Genomic DNA, 23,106 nt, shown 5'->3' with positions numbered 1-23,106 from the left:
CAAAGAGGTACGGACAACTTAAGTTAGAAGGAGCGCTTGTTAAATGAAAACAAATTATGCAAGTATGATTGATCACACGTTATTAAAGGCGGAGGCAACGAAAGAGCAAATTGAAAAGTTATGTGCAGAGGCTAAAGAATTTGGCTTTGCATCAGTTTGCGTAAATCCAACTTGGGTAAAATATTGCAGTGAGCTATTACAAGATTCAAATGTTTTAGTTTGTACGGTTATTGGTTTTCCGTTAGGCGCTAATACAACCGCTGTAAAAGTATTTGAGGCAAAAGATGCAATTGCTAACGGCGCACAAGAAGTAGACATGGTTATTAATATTGGGGCATTAAAAGACCAAAACTTTGAATTAGTGCAAGCAGATATTGCGGCAGTGGTGGAAGCCGCTAAAGGCAGTGCGATTGTTAAAGTGATTATCGAAACATGTTTACTAACTGAAGAAGAGAAAGTAAAGGCATGTGAACTTTCAGTGGCAGCTGGAGCAGATTTCGTCAAAACGTCAACAGGTTTTTCTACAGGTGGAGCAACAGCAGAGGACATTGCCTTAATGCGTAAAACAGTAGGGCCAGAGCTAGGTGTAAAAGCTTCTGGTGGCGTTCGCAGTTTAGAAGATATGCAAAAAATGGTCGAAGCAGGTGCTACACGAATTGGGGCAAGCTCTGGTGTAGCGATTATGAAGGGCTTAGTTGCAGATTCTAATTATTAATTTTCACATATCATTTAATAGCGGTCTTTAGAAAAATAGTGTACTGGGGATTTCTCCGGTATACTATTTTTTTGATTACCACTAAAGACCGTACTTACAATCAACCATCTATATTACGCTAACCTGTCTATAGAATAATTAATTTTTCCTTCTCATATACTCGAATGACGTAAATCTTTTGAAAGGAGGATTTTATGTTTACGCAATTTAAATATTGGCGGCCTTATATCGGTCCATTCGACCCTTGTAAACCGATCGAAGTCAAGAGTTATTCAACACCTCCGCAATTGTATATAGGCTTTCAACCACCTGGACTACCACAATTTCAAACGGCTAAGGAAGCGCTGAAATTTGGTACTTTATGGCCTCAATTTTTTAGCCCATATCCGAATCCAGAGAGAGGTGAGATGAAAGGTGAGTAAAAAAATGCCACCAGAGTTTTATGAGCTTCTCGAGGCAATTCAGGCCATTGATTTTGTTTTAGTTGAATTAAATCTTTATTTAGATACACATCCTCACGATTATACAGCGATTACACAATTTAATGAAAATGCTGAAAAAAGTATGCGCTTAAAAATTGATTTTGAGCAAAAATTTGGACCACTCATGAACTTTGGTAGAAGCTATTCAAATTATCCGTTTAACTGGGTCGACACGCCATGGCCTTGGCAAGTGTAACATCTTATGAAAAACATTTGGATTAGGGGGAAAGATGTTTGTGGTATTATGAAAAAAAGCTCCAATATCCAGTGAAAGTTAGTACATGTAACCCGATGCTTGCGAAATTTTTAATAGAGCAGTACGGGGGTGCTGATGGGGAGCTGGCTGCAGCACTTCGGTATATGAATCAGCGTTACACTTTACCTGATAAAGTAGTTGGTTTGCTGACGGATATAGCGACGGAAGAGTTTTCACATCTCGAAATGATTGCGACGATGATTTATAAATTAACGAAGGACGCCACGCCACAGCAGTTAAAAGAAGCGGGAATTGGTGATTATTATGTTAATCATGATAAAGCTTTGTTTTATCAAAATGCAGCCGGTGTGCCATTTACCGCAAGCTACATTCAGGCAAAGGGGGATCCCATTGCTGACCTTTATGAAGATATTGCAGCAGAAGAAAAGGCGCGTGCCACATACCAATGGATTATTGACTTATCAGATGACCCTGATTTAAATGATAGTTTAATTTTCTTAAGAGAAAGAGAAATCATCCATTCTCAACGCTTTAGAGAAGCGGTCGAACTATTAAAAGAAGATGGCAACACGAAGAAAATTTTTTAAAATACGACATAATGGAAAAATGCTCGTACATGAATGTTTGCTTGCTTTGATAAAAAACGTAGATGAGAGAAAACATAGCCGATAAGGCGGCAACGCTCGTGGATAACAACCTATAGCGAGCGTCAACAGCATAGCAAATAAGTGTTAGATTGTTGGTAGTCAATCTAACACTTTTTCTTATTTTGCTAATTTGCTTATTCAATATTGGAAAATTGCGCAATATCTTTACGATGGCCAATCATGACTAAAATATCTTCTTGTTCAATTAATTGTTCTGGAGATGGAGAGATAATGATATCTACTCCTCTTACAATGGCAATAACACTGACATTGTATTTAGCGCGTAAATCTAAATCGCGTAAATTTTTATTGGCCATTTTGGGAGGAATCATAATTTCTTCTATACTATAGTCTTTCGATAACTCAATATAATTTAACATATTAGGGGAGAGCAACTGATTTGCTACTCGTTCACCCATATCGCGTTCAGGATAAATAATCCAATCTGCGCCTACTTTATCTAATACTTGCCCATGTCTTTTACCGAGCGCTTTAGCGATAATTTTTTTTATGCCCAGTTCTTTTAGCAATGAAACCGTTAAAATACTTGATTGCATATCGTTACCAATGGCAACAATGACACAATCGAAATTTCCTATGCCGATGGAGGTTAGTGCCTTCTCTTCAGTCGTATCTGCAACAACTGCATGTGTTACATAAAGCTCGGCATCTTCAACCCGCTCCTCGTTAATATCGATTCCAAGCACTTGTTGGCCCGCTTCATGTAATCGTCTAGCCACACTTACTCCGAATCTGCCTAAGCCGATGATGGCATATTGATTGATGGTCATAGTCGTTAGCTCCTCTTGAATTTAATTAACCGATCATTATATTTCCTTTTGGATGATGGAAAGCTTCTGGCTTTCGTCGTTTCGTAATAGCAAAAGCAATCGTTAGAGGACCGAGTCTACCAGCAAACATTGTTAAAATGATGAGTATACGACCAGCAGGCGTCAACTCAGGAGTTAGCCCCATGGAAAGTCCAACAGTACCAAAGGCAGAAGTAGCCTCAAACAAATACATCATAAAACTATGTTTTTGTTCGGTAATGCTAAGAAAGATGGTGACAAACACCACAATGACCATCCCACACATTGCCACGGTTAATGCCTTTAAAATGGTTTCAATCACAATTCTACGACGAAATAAAACGACATCTTCCTTCCCTCTAATTTGCGCCCAAAGCGTAGCAGCTAAAACGGCAAACGTTGTTATTTTAATCCCACCAGCGGTAGAACCAGACCCCGCTCCGATAAACATCAATAAAATAGTTAAAAACAATGTAGAATGAGTCAAATCCCCGATAGGTAAAGTATTCGATCCAGCAGTCCTTGGTGTAACAGCCTGATAGAAAGAGCCCAAAATTTTACCCATTCCCGTTAAATCACCAATTGTTTTACTATTGGTATATTCAAATAAAAATATTAAAAGGGTAGAACCTACTGTTAAAATAACTGTGGCTGATAATACAATTTTAGAATGGACAGAAAGACGTTTTGTTTCACGATATTCATATAACTCATTCATGACGATAAACCCTAAACCACCAATTGTAATCAGCGCGCAAATGGTTAATACAACAAATGGGTCAGCTACATACGCTGTTAAACCTTGGAACCCTCCCATTAAGTCGAAGCCAGCGTTGTTAAAGTTCGAGATTGAGTGGAAAAAACCAAAGTAAATGGCTTTACCAATCGGCATATCAAATGAAAAACGAATCGATAAGATAAGGCCTCCAATTAGTTCAATAAGTGCTGTAAATAACAAAATTCTTTTCACCAATTTCACAAGACCAGCCATCGAAATATTATTAAAGGCTTCTTTTAACAATAGCCTTTCTTTTAAAGAGATTTTTTTCCCTAACAACAAAAATAATAATGTTGCAAAAGTCATAAATCCTAAGCCCCCGATTTGAATAAGAGCCAGAATAACGATTTCACCAAACATTGTAAAGGTGTCTCCTGTATCAACTACAATTAACCCGGTTACACATGTGGCGGAAGTAGCAGTAAATAATGCATTTAAAAAAGGTAGGCCATTTCCATCCTCTGTAGCAATCGGCAAAGTGAGCAAACATGCCCCAATAAAAATAATAATGGCAAAACCAAGTACAAGAATTTTTGGTGGACTTAAATAATGTATCAATTTTCTCATCGATGTCTCCTAACTGTTTACAAAACATGTGAGCCTTTCATATCCATATTTGGGCATAAGAAAAAGACCCTCATGGTTAGACTGTTGGATTGGGCATCACAAAAAAACTAATGGTGGTCTTTATGACCTCCTTCGCTTTAGCCGACGAAGTTAGCTGACGGGTAGGATGGCGAAAGAGAACTCATCCCTTCTACATATGCAGAATTAACCCCAAAATATTGGGTCCTCCGTACTCAAAAAATTTGAGATTTGGCTGTTATGAAATTGAATGGGATTATTTTACGCCCAACTATTAATTTTTGTAAAGCCCTTATTTTAAATTAAATTTCTTCACCTTATTGTTCACGTTAAAGCGCTATAAAATTCGGACAAAGTGGGTGTAAAAAATTCTCTGCGCTATTTCGAATACTTTCTATTGACCGTTAAAAGACAATACGGTATAATTTTTTAGTACACAACAGTTAGTTATTAGCCTAATTCGTTTGTGTATTGACGTGTGTTCGGAGGGAGGGAAAGAGAGATGTCAAAAACTGTCGTTCGCAAAAACGAATCGCTTGAAGATGCTCTTCGCCGCTTCAAACGTACTGTATCAAAAAGTGGTACAATTCAAGAAGTTAGAAAGCGCGAGTTCTACGAAAAACCTAGCGTAAAACGTAAAAAGAAATCAGAAGCTGCACGTAAACGTAAGTGGTAATTTAATTTCCCATTAAAAATCCCTACGTTCAAAACACGCAATTGTATGATTCACTGAGCAGACAATGATATACCTGGAATTAATTGCACTAGCGATTAATTCTGGGTATTTTGCATGATGCTCCATTTTGCGGTACATATTCGAAAAAAAGGCCGAATGAAGTCACCCTAGATTTCGTTCGGTTTTTTCATTGCCATTGTCAAAGCAACTTTCAATCCATCCAACAGAAGATAAAAAACAACCTTTCACTAAAATTTCACTGTATAATAAAAATAAACAAGATTTTGTGAAACTTATTACAAATTCTCTCGTATATACAGTAGAGAAGCATGTTAGAAGGGAGGGAAAAAGATGCGGCAAAAAAGGAGAATACTAAGCTATATCATCATCATTTGGATGACAGTTTTGGTAGCGTTTCCATTGACTACAGCTTTCGCGAGTAGCAAGGTTTACCACGTACCGATTCATGATGAAGTAGAACGTGGACTTCACGCATTTTTGGAACGAGCTTTTAAAGAGGCAGAAGAAAATTATGCAGAAGCGATTGTACTGGAGATACATACGCCGGGTGGATTTGTCAATGCAGCTAGTGACATCGCCATGCTTATGGATGCCACAAAAATTCGTACAATCGCTTTTATAAACAAAGATGCGCATTCCGCTGGTGCTTTTTTAGCCTTACATGCAGATGAAATATACATGGTACCAAATGGAACAATTGGCGCAGCGGCTGTTATCGATTCAGTGGGCAATGCAGCGGACAATAAAGCGCATAGTGCGTGGTTAGCACAAATGCAGGCAGCAGCCGAAACATCTGAACGTGACCCGATATATGCATTAGCAATGGCAGATCCAAAGATTAATTTGCCAGAATATCGTGCTGGGGGAGATAATTTATTAACATTATCTGCTACAGAAGCAAAAAAGGTCGGCTATTCTGAAGGAACGGTTGCAAACTTTCAAGAGCTTTTGGCGGAAACGGGGTTAAAAGGTAGTGATATTGTACCGATTGAGCCAACATTCGCTGAAAAAATTGCTCGTTTTATTACGAACCCGCTAATTATACCTATTTTGTTGTCCGTTGCTAGTTTAGGGCTTGTAATGGAGCTCTATTCGCCTGGATTTGGCGTTCCGGGTATAATGGGGTTGTCAGCTCTCGGATTATTTTTCTTCGGACATATGGTGGCAGGCTTTGCAGGATATGAAACATTGTTACTTTTCATCGCAGGGCTAGCCCTCGTCATCGCAGAATTTTTTGTCCCCGGAGGCATTGTTGGTATTTTAGGTGGTGTGCTTATAATACTTAGCTTGCTGCTAGCAGGTGCCAATATAACGCAAATGATTATGGCGATCGTTATTGCACTTGTAGTAGCCATAATAGGAATGGTGGTCCTGATGAAATTTTTCGGTAAAAAAATGCATGTTTTAAACAAGTTAGTGTTGATGGATGCAACAACGACGGAAGAAGGCTATGTGTCTAACGTTAATCGCACAGAGTTGTTAGGAAAAGTGGGGGTAACAATTACACCGCTTCGTCCAGCAGGGACAATTCGTTTTGTTAATGAGCGTATTGATGTAGTATCAGAAGGTGGCTACGTTGATGTAGGCAAGAATGTAGAAGTGATTAAAGTAGAAGGCTCACGCATTGTCGTGAGACAAACAGAAAAAGAGATGGAGGAATAACAACATGGGATTTGATTTAGCTCTAATGGGTCCAATTGTCGGGCTAGTCTTATTATTTATTGTAGTCGCGGTATTCTTTACTTTTGTACCAGTGGCGCTGTGGATTTCTGCTCTTGCAGCAGGTGTCCGCGTTAGTATTTTCACATTAATCGGAATGCGCTTACGTCGTGTCATTCCATCGCGTATCGTCAATCCGTTAATTAAAGCCCACAAAGCGGGCTTACCAGTAACTATTAATCAGTTAGAAAGTCACTATTTAGCAGGTGGTAATGTAGACCGTGTCGTAAATGCACTAATTGCTGCTCACCGTGCGAATATTGAACTAACATTTGAACGTTGTGCTGCGATTGATCTAGCGGGACGTGATGTATTAGAAGCGGTACAAATGTCGGTTAACCCAAAAGTAATCGAAACACCATTTATTGCAGGTGTTGCAATGAACGGGATTGAAGTAAAAGCGAAAGCACGTATTACTGTGCGTGCTAACATCGAACGTTTAGTCGGTGGTGCAGGTGAAGAAACAGTTATTGCCCGTGTAGGTGAAGGGATCGTTTCTACAATCGGTAGTGCAACAAGCCATACAACAGTCCTTGAAAATCCGGATATGATTTCACAAACCGTGTTATCTAAAGGCTTAGACTCGGGAACAGCATTTGAAATCCTATCCATTGATATTGCGGATGTTGATATCGGTAAAAATATTGGTGCGGAATTACAGATTGAACAAGCGCAGGCGGATAAAAACATCGCCCAAGCGAAAGCAGAAGAACGCCGTGCAATGGCCGTTGCAAATGAGCAAGAAATGATTGCACGCGTTCAAGAAATGAAAGCGAAAGTAGTGGAGGCAGAAGCAGAAGTTCCGCAAGCGATGGCAGAAGCTTTACGCTCTGGTAATCTTGGTATTATGGATTACATGAATTATCGTAACATTCAAGCGGATACAGCTATGCGTGACTCCATTTCAAAAGTAAGCCTAGATAAATCAGAACCAAATGAACCGAACGTATAACATACGGAAAGGAGCGAGTGCTAACAAATGGAACAACTTATTTTATTTGCAATTATAGCCATAGTCAGCTCGCTTTTCGGAAAATTAAAAAACCCAAAAGAACAAAAGCCAATGCCCCCTTTCAATAAATCTGCGCAACCTTCCGCTCATATGGAAGTAGATGAGCCAATGCAACATCAGCCAACGACTAAAAAGCAGAGCTTCGAGGATTTTGCACGAGAGTTTTTAGGGGAAATGAAAGCGGAAATGACGACAGATGTTCCGGAAAAACGAGTGGAACCAAGAGAAGAAAGTGTGAAGGAACACATTCCTAGCTATGTAGCACCACCGTTAACGCCGACGGAACCTTCTAGTCGTAAAATTGAACGACCTAGCCTTGGTCGTTTAGCTGCGGGGAAAAAAGATAGCCCAGTGGCAGCCTCCAAAAATGGATTCCAACTACCAAATTCCCAAAAGGCAATTGTGCAAGCAGTGGTAATGGCTGAAATTTTAGGTCCACCAAAAGCAAAACGAAAATAACTAGCATGTCCTCCTTTTTTGGCGCATATATTGCCGAAGAAGGAGGCATTTTTTATGAAAAAATTATTTCAATTAACGCCACTACTTGAATTAACACAGTATGAAACATTAAAAATTATCGGTCCATATCGCTTTTTACATGCGGATGCTACATCGTGCTCGTTTATTTATGCAGATTATCATATTATTGTGCGTGGAAAATCCGTTGCTATAAATGCAATTAAAGAAGAAATGCTTCATCTTTCAGTAGAGGATTTGCAAGAATTACATGTGAAAATGACTAAAGATTTGGGTGTGAGCAATCATGTGGAATAATCGACCGATCATCATACGTATAAAGCGTCATGAAAATGTTCATCCTTTTATTCAAGCATTGCATGCGCAACAAATACCATTAAAGCGTGTCGTCTTTCGGGAGCAAGAAGTGACATTTGAAACGCATATGGGGTACTTGTCTAAAATTCGCCGTATACGCAGTCGCTATCGGCTCAAAATGACTGTTCATTATGCAGATGAACAACAGGTTTTTCGAGCTCAACTTTGGACATTACTTGGTTTGTTTATCATGATTTTAACCCCTTTGCTATGTGCGCAAGTAGTTTGGCGCGTCGATATTGAAGCGGCTACACCAGAATTGCAGCAACAAATAGAGCGAACGTTTCAAGAAACTTTTAGGCTAGAAACACCTATGACGAAAAAAGTGTTACCGTCAGATGCAGTAATTCGGCAAAGTCTGTTAGAAAAGCATCGAGATTTAGCGTGGGTGCATATTGAAAAACACGGTGGTCGAGTTATTTTAAGACCACAGGAATCGCCTAAAAAAACGGAGCTGACAACAGAAAAACTTGCTACCCATTTAGTTGCTACGAAAAGTGGGGTTATTACAAACTTTAATATTCAACACGGCGAACGGAAAATTTCTGTTAATGATACAGCATATGATGGGGACGTCTTAGTTAGTGGTGTCATTGAAAGTGGGGATGATCATGTTTTTGTCGGGGCAAAGGGAGAGGTATTTGCCGACTACTGGCTTGAATGCACATTTAAAATACCAACAAAGCTAACGCTTCAATCTTTGCAGCAAAAGCAATGGCGTGTCGTGGTGAAAGGTATTCATAAAGAAGCGGTTGATTATGTACAAAAGAAAGACTTACCAAATTGGCTAGATCCTTATGTTTCCATTGTGGAGGAACAGCAAACAAAAACGATGGTAATTAAATTAGATGAATCTAAAATAGACACGTTGTTAATGCCACTACTTCATGAAAAGATGTTGCAATCCCTTCCTGCAAAAACAGTTATTAAGAAAGAAAACCTTTTACAGGCGAAGTGGGGGAATGGTACAGTTGAAGGGAAAGTTCTATTTTTAGTCAATGAAAACATTGCAAGTCCAATAAAAGGGCCACAAGGAGAATGATTATGTCAGAACATTTAACTGTATTACAAGTGGATAATCCAAATGAAGCGGTCATGTTACTAGGTATATCTGATGCGAATATGAAATTGATTGAAGAGGCACTTCACGTTCATATTATTACACGCGGTGAGCAAATTCAGCTTGCGGGTGAAGAAGAAGCAAAAGAACAAGCGACATATCTTTTACATGCATTATTAAAAGTTATTCGCAAAGGCATTAATATCGACCAACGCGATGTAGCAACCGCTATTGAAATGACACAAAAAGGAACAATTGAATATTTTGCAGAACTTTACGATGAAGAAATTGCACGCACGACAAAAGGGAAACCAATTCGTGCTAAGACAATTGGTCAGCGAGAATACATACAAGCGATTCGTCACAAAGACGTTGTTTTCGGTATCGGTCCAGCAGGTACCGGAAAAACGTATTTAGCGGTAGTAATGGCTACACAAGCGCTTAAAAATGGGCATGTAAAGCGTATTATTTTAACTCGTCCTGCAGTGGAAGCAGGAGAGTCATTGGGCTTCCTTCCAGGCGATTTAAAGGAAAAGGTGGATCCATATTTACGTCCACTCTACGACGCCTTAAACGATATTTATGGCTCGGAACAAACACAACGCCTTATTGAGCGAGGAACGATTGAAATCGCGCCTTTAGCATATATGCGAGGACGTACGTTAGATGATGCTTTCGTTATTTTAGATGAAGCACAAAATACAACACATATGCAAATGAAGATGTTTTTAACACGTCTTGGCTTTGGTTCAAAAATGGTTATTACTGGCGATAAAACGCAAATTGACCTTCCTAAAAATACAGAGTCAGGATTGATTGTTGCGGAACGCACGTTAAAATATGTCAAACCAATACATTTCCAAATTTTAGAGCAAGGCGACGTTGTCCGCCATCCAGTCGTAGCAAAAATCATCCAAGCTTATGAAGAGCAACAACTTTAAAATAACCGCCTTAGGCGGTTATTTTAAAGTCTGTACCGAAAGCGAAGCGGCAGGTACAACGATAGAAAAGTCTGTACCGAAAACGAAGCGGCAGGTACAACGGATAGAAAAGTCTGTACCGAAAACGAAGCGGCAGGTACAACGATAGAAAAGTCTGTACCGAAAGCGAAGCGGCAGGTACAACGATAGAAAAGTCTGTACCGAAAGCGAAGCGGCAGGTCAGCGAATTATGCATATCTAAGGTTAAATGTGACGGCTATACATATACGTATAGCTGTTTTTTTGCTTTCTTTATACATTTTTCGGGAAAAATGTTTTTTGAATTGGTATGATAGAAGATAGATAGGGGAGGTGCCAAATGGAGAAACAACTTCAGAAAATTACGGAGCTTATTGGATTCCGCTACTTTTTGATTGTCGTTCTCATCCTTACAGGAGCATTACAATTTACATTTATGTATGGCAATGTAAAGGGTGTTACATATGATTTTAAACCGTTGCAACTTGCGTCAGAAACAGTAAGATCAACGAAAACCATCGAAGATACCGTGAAGACACAGCAGGAACGAGAAAAGGCTGCTAACGCAGTTACGCCCGTCTATCAATTTTCTGAAGACGTCGCTAAGCAACGTGTAGCAATCGTGACGTCTTTATTTGATTATGTTCTCGAAGTGAAAAAGGATGTCGAAAGTAGTAAGGACCCTGTTGCAACTGTCGACCAAGTGGCAAAGCTCCGGAAAAAATTAGAATCCATTGATGTGGATCAAATGCCTGTCGTCTTTACCGATGCACAGTTAGAAGGCTTATTACAACAAAGTGAAGCAGATTTAAAGCGAACAAGCATACAACTATCAAAACTTGTACAGGAATACCTAGAAAAATCAATTCGAAAAGAAAATGTGTTAGCTGCTCAAAATGATTTTGAAACCAAAATACGTGGACAGCGTGGCTATCCTGATAGGATTTTAAGTACCGTCGTATCAATTGGACGTGCTAGTATTATCGAAAACGAAACCATTAATGAGGAACAAACGAAAGTTAGAATAGAACAAGCAAAGGAAGCAGTTGAACCAACACGTATTCTACAAGGTCAAATCATCGTACAAGAAGGTCAGATTATTGATAATGAGGCTTATCGCCAGTTAGAGCTACTTGGTATGGTGAGTAATAAAGCATCACTGAAACCGATTGCAGGGCTAATTATTTTAACGTTCATTCAAATGATATTTATGTATATTTTATTTGATCGTTGGGAAATAGAAGAACAGAAAAAGCGCAATGCATTGCTCGTAACAGTTATTGTGTATAGTTTTTCTATCTTGTTAATGAAGTTTATAAGCTTAGTGGCGGATGGGTTTGATGTAACAATTGCCTTTTTATTCCCAACAGCTTTAGCTACAATGCTTGTACGTCTGCTCGCTGATGATCGAGCTGCAGTCCTTATTACCGTCATGACAGCTGCTTCAGCAGGGGTTATTTTCCAAGAAGGATATTCCTCTGTAATGCAGATGGAAATTACTTTGTATATCATATTTGGTGGCTTTGCGAGTTTATTCTTTATGCGTAGTGTAGAAAAGCGCTCGCATATTATGCAGGCGGTTGCCGTAATTTCCGTTGTAAATATGGGCTTTATCGCATTTTATTTATTGATGACACAATCATCTTATGGATTATCTGAGCTATTGTTTTACTTTATAGCCGCGATATTATCAGCTCTACTATCTGGTGCGCTAACAATGGGACTATTGCCGTTTTTTGAGTCAGCATTTAGTTTGCTCTCCACATTACGTCTCATTGAGCTTTCCAATCCAAATCATCCATTGCTGAAAAAGCTACTAATGGAGACACCGGGAACATATCATCATAGTGTAATGGTAGCGAATTTAGCTGAAGCGGCATGCGAAGCGATAGGTGCGGACGGATTGCTGGCTCGTGTAGGTTGTTATTATCATGATATTGGCAAAACGAAACGACCAGCTTTCTTCATTGAAAATCAAATGTCAGGTATGAATCCGCATGATTCCATGCCTCCAGAAACAAGTGCTGAAATAATTATTGCGCATACAACTGATGGTGCTGATATGCTAAGACGTTATAAAATGCCACAAGAAATTATTGATATTGCGCTACAACATCATGGTACAAGTCTACTTAAATTTTTCCTTTACAAAGCGAAGGAAGAAGGAAAAGTAATAGATGAGGCAAAATTCCGTTACCCAGGACCAAAACCTCAAACGAAGGAAGCCGCTGTAATAAGCGTTGCTGATAGTGTGGAAGCAGCGGTGCGTTCGATGAAAGAGCCAAATGCTGAGAAAATTCATAAACTCGTTCGAGCAATTATTGATGACCGTGTACAAGATCATCAGTTTGATGAATGCGATATTTCAATAAAAGAGTTAAAATGTATAGAGCAAGTACTTTGTGAGACGTTGAATGGGATTTTCCATTCTCGTATTGAATATCCAAAGGCAGATAAGTAGGAGGCACTAATGATTTTAACGATTGATTTTACAGATGAAACAAATGAAGTGACAGCACAACATATGGAGCTTGTAGAAAAGCTTTTACAGCATGCTGCAAAAGTGGAAAAGATAGAACCTGAAACAGAAGTATCAGTAACTTTTGTCACAAATGAGGCTATCCAAGAAATTAACCGAGAATATCGCGATAAAGATCAACCAACAGATGTGATTTCCTTCGCGCTAGAAGAGTTAGGCGAGGGAGAAATGGAAGTAACATTTGAAGGCATGCCACGCATTTTAGGTGATATTATAATTTCCACGGATCGCACTAAGGAACAAGCAGAAGAATATGGGCACTCATTTGAACGAGAATTGGGCTTTTTAGCTGTCCATGGCTTCTTGCATTTATTAGGTTATGACCATATGGTACCTGAAGATGAAAAGGTGATGTTCGGCAAACAAGAGGAGATTTTACAAACTTTTGGCTTAGGACGTGACTAAATGAACTTACGCAAATATTTACGTTCATTTGGATATGCTTTTGAAGGAATAATCACAGCATGTAAAGAGCAAAATTTTCGATCCCATTTGCTTAGTGCGTGCATTGTTATCATTGCTGGTTATTTCACAGGTTTATCACGAGTTGAATGGTTGATTGTGCTATTATTAATAGCACTGATGTTTGCGCTTGAAATGATTAATACCGCGATTGAGCGAGTTGTAGACCTAGCATCAACAGATATTCACCCACTCGCTAAGCAAGCTAAGGATATTGCAGCGGGTGCGGTGCTTGTATTTGCGGTATTCAGTGCTATAATCGGGTTACTTATCTTTATACCGAAATGGTTTTAGTTTAGTTCCATTACAAGCTACCACTTCGCTAAGTGAGGATAAATGCCAATTATGCTCTTATGCATGTGTGGTTTAAACGCTGGCAAAAATCAATTGAAAACCCCAGCAAATGTCACAGATTTTGTAGAGGCGCTTTTCAAGCATGCTCGAAAGAATCTAGACGCAATTACGTTGTGGCGTAATGGATAGTGCCTAGTAAAAGAGGCATATTTGATTTTTTATGTAGAGGAGAATTAGCATAGATGAAGATAGATATGCATGCATTACTAGAAGAGTCAAAAAAAGCACGCGAGAAGGCATATGTTCCTTATTCGAAATTTAAAGTAGGAGCTGCGCTTTTGACTAAAAATGGCGATGTCATCCACGGCTGTAACATTGAAAATGCTGGCTATAGTATGACAAATTGTGCGGAGCGTACGGCGTTTTTTAAAGCTATTTCAGAAGGTGTTTATGATTTTGAGGCAATTGCGATTGTAGCAGATACGGAAGGCCCTTGTGCGCCTTGTGGAGCTTGTCGCCAAGTGATGGTGGAGTTTTGCCCACCAACTATGCCTGTCTATTTAACAAATTTAAAAGGTGATGTCACGGTAACGTCAGTTGGCGAATTAGTACCGTTTGCATTTACAACGGAGGATTTAGAGAATGCTGGAAAATAACACTGGCTATAAGTCAGGCTTTATCTCAATTATAGGAAGACCAAATGTCGGGAAATCTACATTTTTAAACAGGGTCATTGGTCAAAAAATTGCCATTATGAGTGATAAGCCACAAACAACACGAAATAAAGTACAAGGTGTACTAACAACAGACGATAGCCAAATGATTTTTATTGATACACCAGGAATCCATAAGCCAAAGCATAAGCTAGGCGATTTCATGTTAAAAGTATCTAAAAATACATTGCGTGAAGTGGACGTTATCATGTTTATGGTAAATGCGGAGCAAAAGCTTGGAAAAGGTGACGAGTTTATTTTAGAAATGCTCGAAGGTAATCCAACGCCTGTGTTTCTAGTCATAAATAAAATCGATCAAGTGCACCCAGATGAATTAATGGGTATTATCGACAGTTATAAGGAACGTTATGACTTTGCGGAAATTGTGCCGATTTCAGCACTGCAAGGTAATAATGTTGAAAACTTACTAGCAACACTTACTAAATATTTACCTGAAGGCCCACAATATTATCCTGCCGATCAAGTAACAGACCACCCCGAGCGCTTTATCATTTCCGAGTTGATTCGTGAAAAAGTGTTACATTTAACACGTGAGGAAATTCCGCATTCCATTGCAGTAGTCATTGATAAAATTCGTCGTGATGAAGAAAACGAAGGGAAAATTCGTGTAGCTGCGACAATTATTGTAGAGCGTGATTCTCAAAAAGGCATTGTGATTGGGAAGCGTGGAGCATTACTGAAAGAAGTAGGAATCCGAGCTCGTAAAGATATCGAAATGTTATTGGGTTCTAAAGTATATTTAGAGCTATGGGTAAAAGTGCAAAAGGATTGGCGTAATAAATCGACACATCTTCGTGACTTTGGATTCCGCGATGATGAATATTAATTTTCTTCACATAGCTTGATTCTTCAACGAAGTCTTCCTTATCGAGTTGTTGAAGTGGACAAACAGTTGAAGTAATGCTTGATTCAGAAGAGGGAAAACGGAGCTGTCCAAATATGTTTGGAGAGCTCTATTTTCATGGAAAACTTGAAAAAAGGAGGGGGATGGATGCTTTATAAATGGGAAGGTATTGTGCTAAAGGTGCGTGCTTACGGGGAATCCAATAAAATTGTGACGCTACTAACGCGAGAGGCTGGTAAAGTAGCAACGATGGCGCGAGGGGCCAAAAAGCCTTCAAGCAGATTATCAGCCGTAACACAGCCCTTTACATATGGTATGTTTATGGTGCAGCATCATACAGGTATGGGCACTTTGCAACAGGGAGAGCATCTCAATTCAATGCGTCATATACGTGAGGATATTATAGCGACAGCCTATGCGAGCTATATTATGGAACTAGTGGAACGTGTAGTGGAAGAGGGAAAAGCAGAACCTTTTGCATTTGAAGTACTCTTGCAAGCATTACAAGCAATTGAAGATGGCTATGATCCAGAAGCCATTACCCTTTTTGTAGAGTGGAAAATGCTCCCTTATACGGGTGTGCAACCGATACTACATGCTTGTGCTTCTTGCGGTGCAGTGGATGGAGAATTTGCCTTTTCCTTTGCACAAGGAGGTTTCCTATGCCACCGCTGTTATCAGCATGATCCATATATCATTCGTTTAACACCAACACAGTTAAAGTTAATCCGCATGTTTTATACCGTGCCAATTGATCAGATTGGTAAACTGGAATTGAAAAAAGAAACAAAATATTTCATAAAAAAAATTATTACCACGATTTATGAGGAACAGACGGGGATCCGCTTTAAAACAAAGAAATTTATTGAGCAATTAGAAAGAACACCTGAATTACAGTTAAGACCATCTAAAGATAAAACAGAAATGCCAGAGGACAATTAATGTACCCTCTGGCATTTTTACATGATGAATTAGTAATCTTCCATATCATCGTATAAATCGTAATAAGTTGCCCATTTACCTGCAATTTTCATAAATTCAACATTTAAATATGCAGTTTCTCCATTTTTTCCAGTTACATGTATCATGGCATTGCCCTCTGCTAAGGGTGTTACAATCAATTTGTTTCCATTAAGTACTGCTTTGACTGGTACTTTGTAAGTTGGATCAGAATCATCATCTAAATCTTCTAATGCAACTTGCACTGGTTCAAATGTAAAATAATCGCTTGTAAATGTTAGTTCGTCCGTTAGTTCGTAAAGGTCAATACTACGTACAAAATCATACGTATATACATCAGCCGCCATTATTTGTTGTTGGGTACCATTTGTGAAAGTTAATAAGTATTGTCCATCTTTAAAAATGGATAGTGTTGTACCATTATCTTTTGTTTCTAGTGCATAGGAATCTGAAGATAAAGCTTGTCCATCCGCTGTTTGTATACTTACTTCTGTAGGTGTGAACGTTAAATCTGTTTCATTTAAGTTGAGCGGTAGATGTTCTAAATAGTCTTCTTCATTTACTTCTTCAAGCGTTGTTTGTAGCTTGCCGTCTACAGTTTTTACATGAACTAAGAAAAAGAAATCTGTGAACTCTTCTGTCTCTTCGCTAAAACCAGAAATAACTAATTTACCAGTACCTTCTTTTAAAGGTTTAATCGTAATGGTATTTGTCATAATCTCTTCATCATCCCATGTGAAAATATCCTCTGCGGGTTCAATTCCACCATAAGAAGCGAAAATATAATCTTGATTAAAACGACTTGCAGAAATCGTAGCATTATTTTGAGTGTTTTCTGCTCTTACTACAAAAGAAGCAAGTTGAGAACGTTTTACATAACTTTGGGGACCAAAAGTAGTCGGTGTCGTGCCTTTTGTAATGTTATTAGAAAATAATGTTTGAATATATGGCTCGTATTCACTGCCAGCTTTTACATCCGTAAAGGGGATATCAATATCATCAGTAATTGTTAAATCAAAACCTTTGACAATCATTTTTGACAATTGACCTCGTGTAATTTGTTTCGTTGGGTTGAAATACCCATTAGAGCCTCGGATGATTCCTGCTTCTGCTAGTGCAGCGATGGCACCGTAGTTTTCATTGTCAGGAGTAATGTCCTTAAAGTTAGGATTTGTTACATGAACAGTATCAAGATGTAAAATGCCTGCTAAAATTTTGGCAGCCTGTGTACGGGTAATAAAATTTGCGGGCTTGAACGTGCCATCTGGGTAGCCGGATATAATTCCACGCTCTGCTAAGTTTATAATTGCCTTCCCATCCTCTGTAGAGGGATTTATATCGGGGAATGATGAAGCAGCATATGCTGGGGGTGCTATGACAATGGCGCTCGTTGCGATAGTTGCGGCCATAACCATTTGATAAAAACGATGTGTATTCAATTTGTTTCCTCCAATGTCCATTTTTATAGCTTGCTTTTTTCTAGTAAAAATCCTTCCTATGTACAGTTTCAAACTTCCGGACGATTGATTGTGAATGGTTGGTATTACTATGTATTGTTAAAAATACGTACTTTAACATAAAAGATTAACTATAATAATATATTTATAACAAATTGTTGAAGGTGAGAATAGAGGGAATATTATCCACTATAAAATGGGAATTATGAGATATAAATAGCAATGAGCTTTTGCTACTAGGAAAAAAAGATTAGTAGATAACATTTAGTGAGAAATTTTTTGTTTTTTAAGCCATTCTTTATATTAATAGAAAAATGGTTATTTTTTATAAATATACATTTATCTATATTTTTAAATAGGTCAAATGAAATATAACGTTGTCTCAATATCGATAAAAATAAATAAAATAAATAAGAACAAATAACTAATTTTTAGGTGGTTTATAATATATGCATAGTATTAACTAATCATTTAAGCCCCATATACTAGTTGAAAAGGCATTTTAACCTATGATATTGTAAAGATACAAAGAAATGTAATATTAATTATTCTTGTATAATTATGCGAATTAAAGTTTAGGAATGTAATTTCAAACTATTTTAAAACCATGCCTCTATCAGCAAAACGTACTGTTGTACGTTATTAGATTAATGCAGTCCTATGGAAAAGGGAGGGAGGTCACATAATGCTCTAACCATGCGTGTGTGGCTGATAAAATGCTAAAAAAAGTGATATTATGTATTGATGAAGTAGAAGCCGGTGATATTTTAGCAGAAGATATTTTTTCCGAGTATCGCCTATTAGCTAAAAAAGATTTAGTGCTAACTGAAAGAATTATTGCATTACTTAAACTTAGAAAAGTAGAAGAATTGTCAGTTTACCTATCATCAGATTCAGTAAGAATTGTTCATGATTTAAGTATACAACGTGCAATGGAATACGAAGATATTTTTGCACCACTCTTGGAGAAAAATGAAGAAATAGATGAATATCAAGTAGCGGTTAGTAATCTATTTATGTCAACGTTAGAAAATGTTGTACATGAATTACGTTATGGTCAAATATTAAAAAGTATGCAGGATACGGCATATGTCAGAGGCATATTTGAACGGATTTTAGCAGAAAAGCATCGCTACGATTTGCTTATGCGTTTAAAGGAGTGGGATGAATACTCATTTGTCCATTCATTTGATGTTTTTGTTCTTGGAACGATTTTTGCCCGACAATTAGGCTTAACAGACATTGAGATGCTTGCACGAGGTTATTTATTTCACGATATCGGCAAAGTTTTTATTCCACAAGAAATCTTAAGTGTAAAAAGAAAGCTGTCCGAAGATGAATTTGATATAGTCAAAACACATACGACGAAAGGCTATGAGCTTCTTATAGAAAATGGTGAAGCTGATATTGCTTACTTGGCACGCGATCACCACGAACGCTTTGCTGGAAAAGGGTACCCTAACCAACTGTGTGCAGATGAGATGAGTGAAGGTGTTCAGTTATTACAAATTATTGATGTCTATTCAGCAATGACCTCAAAGCGTGTATACCATTCTGGATATGGTGCAACAGATGCTTTAGCTGTTCTATATCGTGATCGGCATTTATATAATGAGAAGTTTATGAACAAATTTGTAGAATGTCTTGGTATCTATCCAGTAAACTCAGTTGTGTTACTATCTGATAATCGAAGTGCACAAGTAGAGCTTGTCTATGATATGTTCCCAACATTACCGAAAGTAAAGTTACTAGATGAACAAACGTCTATGAACTTACCGCTGAATTATAGTGTCAAGATTGTTAAAATGATTGATTATCGTGCCAATAGTTTTGAGGAGATTTTTAATTTATTTATCGAGCAATTGATACGTAATGATGAAGTTTCTTTAAGGGTACATTTCAGTAAATTGATTGACCATCTTCATCCGAAAGAAATTGTTTTAAAAATTTTTCTACCAGCTTTTCGTATTCTTCGACTACTAACGAGAGAAATACAAACTGATATGAAGAAATATAAAAATTCTATACTCATATTAAATAAATTGTTGGAAGAACAATTAAATGTTTTGTACATGGATTATCAGCATGAGCAAACAACTATTTTAGTTGTCGAAACGGCTGTTCGAGAAAACTTTTTCATCAAGCTTGTTCAGAGTATTTTGTATATTGACAAAATTGTACCGTTCTTTATTAATCCGGGAGATGATCAGCGCATTACGCAACTAATGGAGCATTGTGGAGTCAATGTTGCCTATTTTATTGAGGAAGAATTGACGATAGACAAACGAGTGCGTCCTATGCGTGAAGGGACATTTCTCTATTACTCTCTAAGTGATATTGAGGAACTATTAGTAAACTTAGTAGGGATGAGTATGAAAAAGTTTCTATTTGAAGAAAAAATGCAAGAGCGATTATTTATATCGTTAAAAGCATAAAGCAAGATATTTATGACGACCAAATCAATACTTGATTTGGTTTTTTTATAAGCTTATAAGTACGCTGCTATTGTTGAGGGGGAGTTCGGTTGGCAATTGAAAGTATCATCGAATTGAATGAACAAAATATTGTTCAAAGTGGCTGCTTTTGTCTACGCAGTAATCCGCATGCCACAGGATATATAAATAAAAGTAACTGGCTTTATCAAAGGTTTCATGAAGGATTAAAGTATAAAAAAATAATGGACAATAATAAGCAGGCAGGTTTTATTGAGTATACACCAATCGAGTATTCTTCAAGGGTTGTGTTCGGTGAAAACTATGTTGTGATTCATTGTTTATGGGTAAGTATGACTGGAAAGGGCTATGCTTCTCAATTGATTGATAGTTGTTTAGAAGATGCAAAAAAACAACAGAAATCAGGTGTCATTGTCATTACAAACCCAAATAGTTCGTGGGTTCCGAGTAAGCAAATTTTTTTAAAACATAACTTTAAAGAAGTAGAGCAGGCACCAAATGGGTTTGAATTGCTCGTTTATAAGTTCAAAAATGCACCAAACCCATACTTTCCGAACGATTGGGATAAGCGCCTAGCATCTTATCAGGAGCTAACAGTATTCCGAACACCTCAATGTCCCTTTGTAGATATCGCAACGGATAATGTTGTAGAGGCTGCAAAAAAACTAGGCATTCATGCTGAAATCATTGATGTGCAAAATAGAGAAGAATTGTTAAGACTTTCTCCTACCCCTTATGGTGTCTATGGGGTCATCTATAAAGGGAAATTACTAGCTTTTCATAGACTTACTGTACATTCGGCGATAAAGCGTTTAAAAGCGTTACAAAAGTAAGGTCTAATTGTAATAGCGGAGGTGGGCAGTGACTCTAGTATACAACTAAACATACACTAGGGTTGAGACGTTCGTGTGTACCCGCAAAGCATCGCCGTAACGGACAACACAGCATAGCAAAAACGAGGCTGGGACATAAGAGAAAAAGTGTTAGATTGAACCCAATCAATCTAACACTTTTTTGCTATGTCGTTGTTGTCCGCTACGACGGTGCTTTCCGCGGGCACACCGTAAGCCGCAACCCTCGCTAACGCGCGGTCTGTTGCGTCTTACATTATGTGCTGTTCCCGCAGGAGTCACCGCCTCCGCTACCAACAACTAGTGAACACTTCTAATTTTTTATTAATTGCAAAAGCAAGAATAGCTAAGGTCTCCATATAGCAAAAATTTATGAACACCTTTCCTCTGTTCCTTAAATTTTTTTAGTTATGTCCCAGTCTCTTTCTTTTTTTAGCCGTTTGATTTGCTTAAAACTTAGCTAATCGTTTGAATTAAAATTGAAGATGCTTTTCGATATATGCTTTTACATCCGCGATTGGCATACGTACTTGTTCCATTGAATCACGATGACGAACAGTTACTTGACCATCTTCTTTTGAATCGAAATCGAATGTAATACAGAATGGCGTACCGATTTCGTCTTGACGGCGGTAGCGTTTACCGATTGATTGAGACTCATCAAAATCAACAGGGAATGATTTGCGTAACGCTGACCATACATCTGCTGCTTCATCAGATAATTTTTTAGAAAGTGGAAGAACGGCTGCTTTAAATGGTGCTAAAGCAGGGTGGAAACGTAATACGGTACGTTTGTCATCACCTTCAAGCTCCTCTTCATCGTAGGCGTCACATAAAAATGCTAATGTTACACGGTCAGCACCTAAAGATGGTTCGATACAATATGGTACATAGCGCTCGTTTGTTACTGGATCAATATAAGTGAAATCTTCGCCTGAATGTTCCATATGTTGTTTTAAGTCGTAGTCTGTGCGATCAGCTACACCCCAAAGCTCGCCCCAGCCGAATGGGAATTTAAATTCAATATCAGTTGTTGCATTTGAGTAATGCGATAATTCATCTTCCTCGTGGTCACGTAGACGCATAGAATCTTCTTTCATACCTAAGTTCAGTAACCAGTTTTTACAGAATTCTTTCCAATAAGCATGCCACTCAAGATCTTCACCAGGCTTGCAGAAAAATTCAAGCTCCATTTGTTCAAATTCACGAGTACGGAATGTAAAGTTCCCTGGCGTAATTTCGTTACGGAAAGACTTCCCGATTTGTGCAATACCAAATGGTGTACGTTTACGCATAGAACGTTGTACGTTTTTAAAGTTAACGAAAATTCCTTGTGCTGTTTCTGGACGAAGGAAAATTTCGTTTGTTGAAGATTCTGTTACACCTTGGAATGTTTTAAACATTAAGTTGAACTGACGAATATCAGTGAAATCTGCTTTGCCACAATCAGGGCAGACAACATCGTATTTCACCATTGTTTCTTTCATTTGATCGAATGTCATACCATCAACGATAATTTCATCACCTTTTGCTAGTGCAGCATCTTCAATGATTTTATCTGCACGGTGACGCGCTTTACAAGCTTTACAGTCTACCATTGGGTCGTTGAAGTTGCCAACGTGACCAGATGCAACCCATGCTTTTGGATTCATCAGGATAGCTGCATCAATCCCAACGTTATGTTCAGATTCTTGGACAAATTTTTGCCACCAAGCTTTTTTGACATTGTTTTTTAATTCAACACCAAGTGGACCATAATCCCAAGTATTTGCCAAACCTCCGTAGATTTCAGAACCTGGGAAGACAAAGCCACGATGCTTTGCTAAAGATACAATTGTTTCCATTGATTTGTTAGCCATAATAATAGCCTCCTTTGTAATTTTTCCTTGCATTTGAGTGAAACGTAACTGTCTGATAGGACGAATTGATTTAAAACAAAAATAAGAGATTACCTTTATATTTGTTGGAAATAAGAATTCGCCATATCTGAAATAAAAA

Annotated in this window: 23 protein-coding genes and 1 riboswitch; of the genes, 19 read left to right on the top strand and 4 right to left on the bottom strand. The window is 38.1% G+C overall.

The features are described from left to right. Positions 1 to 43: 43 nt before the first annotated feature. The 4 genes from deoC to MHH88_RS14555 all read left to right on the top strand — a co-directional run bounded on the left by deoC (position 44) and on the right by MHH88_RS14555 (position 2,001). The gene (gene deoC, locus MHH88_RS14570) at positions 44 to 715 is read left to right on the top strand and encodes a deoxyribose-phosphate aldolase (protein ID WP_339258950.1); all 672 of its coding nucleotides are present in this window, start codon (positions 44 to 46) and stop codon (positions 713 to 715) included. A gap of 194 nt (positions 716 to 909) precedes the next feature. After that, positions 910 to 1,137 (top strand): spore coat associated protein CotJA, encoded by a 228-nt coding sequence (locus MHH88_RS14565; protein ID WP_339258948.1) that lies wholly within the window; start codon positions 910 to 912, stop codon positions 1,135 to 1,137. A gap of 4 nt (positions 1,138 to 1,141) precedes the next feature. After that, positions 1,142 to 1,393 carry a spore coat protein CotJB gene (locus MHH88_RS14560; protein ID WP_069513626.1) on the top strand — a complete coding sequence of 84 codons (252 nt, stop codon included), beginning with the start codon at positions 1,142 to 1,144 and terminating at the stop codon, positions 1,391 to 1,393. 38 nt (positions 1,394 to 1,431) lie between these two features. After that, on the top strand, positions 1,432 to 2,001 hold the full coding sequence (locus MHH88_RS14555) for a manganese catalase family protein (RefSeq protein WP_024363041.1): 570 nt from the start codon (positions 1,432 to 1,434) through the stop codon (positions 1,999 to 2,001). Positions 2,002 to 2,195: 194 nt separating this feature from the next. Here the strand turns inward: MHH88_RS14555 and MHH88_RS14550 are convergent, their stop codons facing one another. Both MHH88_RS14550 and MHH88_RS14545 read right to left on the bottom strand, forming a co-directional pair. Then, complete coding sequence (locus MHH88_RS14550) at positions 2,196 to 2,852, bottom strand: TrkA family potassium uptake protein (protein WP_024363040.1); 657 nt, start codon at positions 2,850 to 2,852, stop codon at positions 2,196 to 2,198. 25 nt (positions 2,853 to 2,877) lie between these two features. Beyond that, positions 2,878 to 4,215 carry a TrkH family potassium uptake protein gene (locus MHH88_RS14545; RefSeq protein ID WP_339258945.1) on the bottom strand — a complete coding sequence of 446 codons (1,338 nt, stop codon included), beginning with the start codon at positions 4,213 to 4,215 and terminating at the stop codon, positions 2,878 to 2,880. A gap of 124 nt (positions 4,216 to 4,339) precedes the next feature. Next, a riboswitch (cyclic di-AMP (ydaO/yuaA leader) is annotated at positions 4,340 to 4,480 on the bottom strand. 255 nt (positions 4,481 to 4,735) lie between these two features. Between MHH88_RS14545 and rpsU the strand changes: the two genes are divergently transcribed. The 13 genes from rpsU (at position 4,736) to recO (ending at position 16,329) form a co-directional block, all read left to right on the top strand. Next, positions 4,736 to 4,909 (top strand): 30S ribosomal protein S21, encoded by a 174-nt coding sequence (gene rpsU / locus MHH88_RS14540; RefSeq protein WP_004227078.1) that lies wholly within the window; start codon positions 4,736 to 4,738, stop codon positions 4,907 to 4,909. Positions 4,910 to 5,305: 396 nt separating this feature from the next. Next, positions 5,306 to 6,592, top strand: a complete 1,287-nt coding sequence (locus tag MHH88_RS14535) for a nodulation protein NfeD (protein ID WP_339263080.1) — start codon at positions 5,306 to 5,308, stop codon at positions 6,590 to 6,592. Between the two features lie 4 nt (positions 6,593 to 6,596). Beyond that, positions 6,597 to 7,601 (top strand): flotillin-like protein FloA, encoded by a 1,005-nt coding sequence (gene floA, locus MHH88_RS14530; protein WP_024363037.1) that lies wholly within the window; start codon positions 6,597 to 6,599, stop codon positions 7,599 to 7,601. A gap of 27 nt (positions 7,602 to 7,628) precedes the next feature. After that, positions 7,629 to 8,120: a hypothetical protein gene (locus MHH88_RS14525; RefSeq protein WP_339258942.1), complete on the top strand. Its 492-nt coding sequence runs from the start codon at positions 7,629 to 7,631 to the stop codon at positions 8,118 to 8,120. A gap of 54 nt (positions 8,121 to 8,174) precedes the next feature. After that, positions 8,175 to 8,435, top strand: coding sequence for a hypothetical protein (locus tag MHH88_RS14520; RefSeq protein ID WP_024363035.1), 261 nt, complete (start codon positions 8,175 to 8,177; stop codon positions 8,433 to 8,435). Then, the gene (locus tag MHH88_RS14515; protein ID WP_339258940.1) at positions 8,425 to 9,537 is read left to right on the top strand and encodes a sporulation protein YqfD; all 1,113 of its coding nucleotides are present in this window, start codon (positions 8,425 to 8,427) and stop codon (positions 9,535 to 9,537) included. Before MHH88_RS14520 ends, MHH88_RS14515 begins: the two co-directional genes overlap by 11 nt. A 2-nt stretch (positions 9,538 to 9,539) precedes the next feature. Next, positions 9,540 to 10,496, top strand: a complete 957-nt coding sequence (locus MHH88_RS14510) for a PhoH family protein (protein ID WP_069513518.1) — start codon at positions 9,540 to 9,542, stop codon at positions 10,494 to 10,496. A 358-nt stretch (positions 10,497 to 10,854) separates the two neighbouring features. Beyond that, the gene (locus MHH88_RS14505; protein WP_069513520.1) at positions 10,855 to 12,975 is read left to right on the top strand and encodes an HD family phosphohydrolase; all 2,121 of its coding nucleotides are present in this window, start codon (positions 10,855 to 10,857) and stop codon (positions 12,973 to 12,975) included. A 9-nt stretch (positions 12,976 to 12,984) separates the two neighbouring features. Next, positions 12,985 to 13,458: an rRNA maturation RNase YbeY gene (gene ybeY, locus MHH88_RS14500; protein ID WP_069513522.1), complete on the top strand. Its 474-nt coding sequence runs from the start codon at positions 12,985 to 12,987 to the stop codon at positions 13,456 to 13,458. Then, positions 13,459 to 13,809 (top strand): diacylglycerol kinase family protein, encoded by a 351-nt coding sequence (locus tag MHH88_RS14495; protein WP_339258936.1) that lies wholly within the window; start codon positions 13,459 to 13,461, stop codon positions 13,807 to 13,809. Between the two features lie 242 nt (positions 13,810 to 14,051). Continuing rightward, a complete protein-coding gene (locus MHH88_RS14490; protein WP_081328040.1) occupies positions 14,052 to 14,465 on the top strand; it encodes a cytidine deaminase in 414 nt (137 codons plus the stop codon). Beyond that, the gene (gene era, locus MHH88_RS14485) at positions 14,452 to 15,369 is read left to right on the top strand and encodes a GTPase Era (protein ID WP_025220028.1); all 918 of its coding nucleotides are present in this window, start codon (positions 14,452 to 14,454) and stop codon (positions 15,367 to 15,369) included. Before MHH88_RS14490 ends, era begins: the two co-directional genes overlap by 14 nt. Before the next feature lie 165 nt (positions 15,370 to 15,534). Beyond that, complete coding sequence (gene recO, locus MHH88_RS14480) at positions 15,535 to 16,329, top strand: DNA repair protein RecO (protein WP_069513527.1); 795 nt, start codon at positions 15,535 to 15,537, stop codon at positions 16,327 to 16,329. 29 nt (positions 16,330 to 16,358) lie between these two features. Here recO and MHH88_RS14475 read toward each other — a convergent pair whose 3' ends face one another. Next, positions 16,359 to 17,786: an S-layer homology domain-containing protein gene (locus tag MHH88_RS14475; protein WP_339258932.1), complete on the bottom strand. Its 1,428-nt coding sequence runs from the start codon at positions 17,784 to 17,786 to the stop codon at positions 16,359 to 16,361. Between the two features lie 722 nt (positions 17,787 to 18,508). On the opposite strand from MHH88_RS14475, the gene MHH88_RS14470 reads away from it, so the two are divergent. After that, on the top strand, positions 18,509 to 20,239 hold the full coding sequence (locus tag MHH88_RS14470) for an HD domain-containing phosphohydrolase (protein WP_339258930.1): 1,731 nt from the start codon (positions 18,509 to 18,511) through the stop codon (positions 20,237 to 20,239). 95 nt (positions 20,240 to 20,334) lie between these two features. Continuing rightward, positions 20,335 to 21,090, top strand: coding sequence for a GNAT family N-acetyltransferase (locus MHH88_RS14465; protein ID WP_339263078.1), 756 nt, complete (start codon positions 20,335 to 20,337; stop codon positions 21,088 to 21,090). Positions 21,091 to 21,581: 491 nt separating this feature from the next. On the opposite strand, the gene MHH88_RS14460 is transcribed toward MHH88_RS14465, so the two are convergent. Further along, positions 21,582 to 22,967 (bottom strand): glycine--tRNA ligase, encoded by a 1,386-nt coding sequence (locus MHH88_RS14460; protein WP_103976209.1) that lies wholly within the window; start codon positions 22,965 to 22,967, stop codon positions 21,582 to 21,584. Positions 22,968 to 23,106 lie beyond the last annotated feature (139 nt).

The sequence above is a fragment of the Lysinibacillus sp. FSL K6-3209 genome (assembly GCF_037976175.1).
GTDB classification, from domain to species: Bacteria; Bacillota; Bacilli; order Bacillales_A; family Planococcaceae; genus Lysinibacillus; species Lysinibacillus sphaericus_D.
Note: the sequence above shows the minus strand (reverse complement) of the source record. Positions and strands in the feature narration are given on the sequence as shown.

Coding starts and splice junctions, on each gene's coding strand:
- deoC (WP_339258950.1), top strand. CDS start 44: ATGAAAACAAATTATGCAAGTATGATTGATCACACGTTATTAAAGGCG.
- MHH88_RS14565 (WP_339258948.1), top strand. CDS start 910: ATGTTTACGCAATTTAAATATTGGCGGCCTTATATCGGTCCATTCGAC.
- MHH88_RS14560 (WP_069513626.1), top strand. CDS start 1,142: ATGCCACCAGAGTTTTATGAGCTTCTCGAGGCAATTCAGGCCATTGAT.
- MHH88_RS14550 (WP_024363040.1), bottom strand. CDS start 2,852: ATGACCATCAATCAATATGCCATCATCGGCTTAGGCAGATTCGGAGTA.
- MHH88_RS14545 (WP_339258945.1), bottom strand. CDS start 4,215: ATGAGAAAATTGATACATTATTTAAGTCCACCAAAAATTCTTGTACTT.
- rpsU (WP_004227078.1), top strand. CDS start 4,736: ATGTCAAAAACTGTCGTTCGCAAAAACGAATCGCTTGAAGATGCTCTT.
- MHH88_RS14535 (WP_339263080.1), top strand. CDS start 5,306: ATGACAGTTTTGGTAGCGTTTCCATTGACTACAGCTTTCGCGAGTAGC.
- floA (WP_024363037.1), top strand. CDS start 6,597: ATGGGATTTGATTTAGCTCTAATGGGTCCAATTGTCGGGCTAGTCTTA.
- MHH88_RS14525 (WP_339258942.1), top strand. CDS start 7,629: ATGGAACAACTTATTTTATTTGCAATTATAGCCATAGTCAGCTCGCTT.
- MHH88_RS14520 (WP_024363035.1), top strand. CDS start 8,175: ATGAAAAAATTATTTCAATTAACGCCACTACTTGAATTAACACAGTAT.
- MHH88_RS14515 (WP_339258940.1), top strand. CDS start 8,425: ATGTGGAATAATCGACCGATCATCATACGTATAAAGCGTCATGAAAAT.
- MHH88_RS14510 (WP_069513518.1), top strand. CDS start 9,540: ATGTCAGAACATTTAACTGTATTACAAGTGGATAATCCAAATGAAGCG.
- MHH88_RS14505 (WP_069513520.1), top strand. CDS start 10,855: ATGGAGAAACAACTTCAGAAAATTACGGAGCTTATTGGATTCCGCTAC.
- ybeY (WP_069513522.1), top strand. CDS start 12,985: ATGATTTTAACGATTGATTTTACAGATGAAACAAATGAAGTGACAGCA.
- MHH88_RS14495 (WP_339258936.1), top strand. CDS start 13,459: ATGAACTTACGCAAATATTTACGTTCATTTGGATATGCTTTTGAAGGA.
- MHH88_RS14490 (WP_081328040.1), top strand. CDS start 14,052: ATGAAGATAGATATGCATGCATTACTAGAAGAGTCAAAAAAAGCACGC.
- era (WP_025220028.1), top strand. CDS start 14,452: ATGCTGGAAAATAACACTGGCTATAAGTCAGGCTTTATCTCAATTATA.
- recO (WP_069513527.1), top strand. CDS start 15,535: ATGCTTTATAAATGGGAAGGTATTGTGCTAAAGGTGCGTGCTTACGGG.
- MHH88_RS14460 (WP_103976209.1), bottom strand. CDS start 22,967: ATGGCTAACAAATCAATGGAAACAATTGTATCTTTAGCAAAGCATCGT.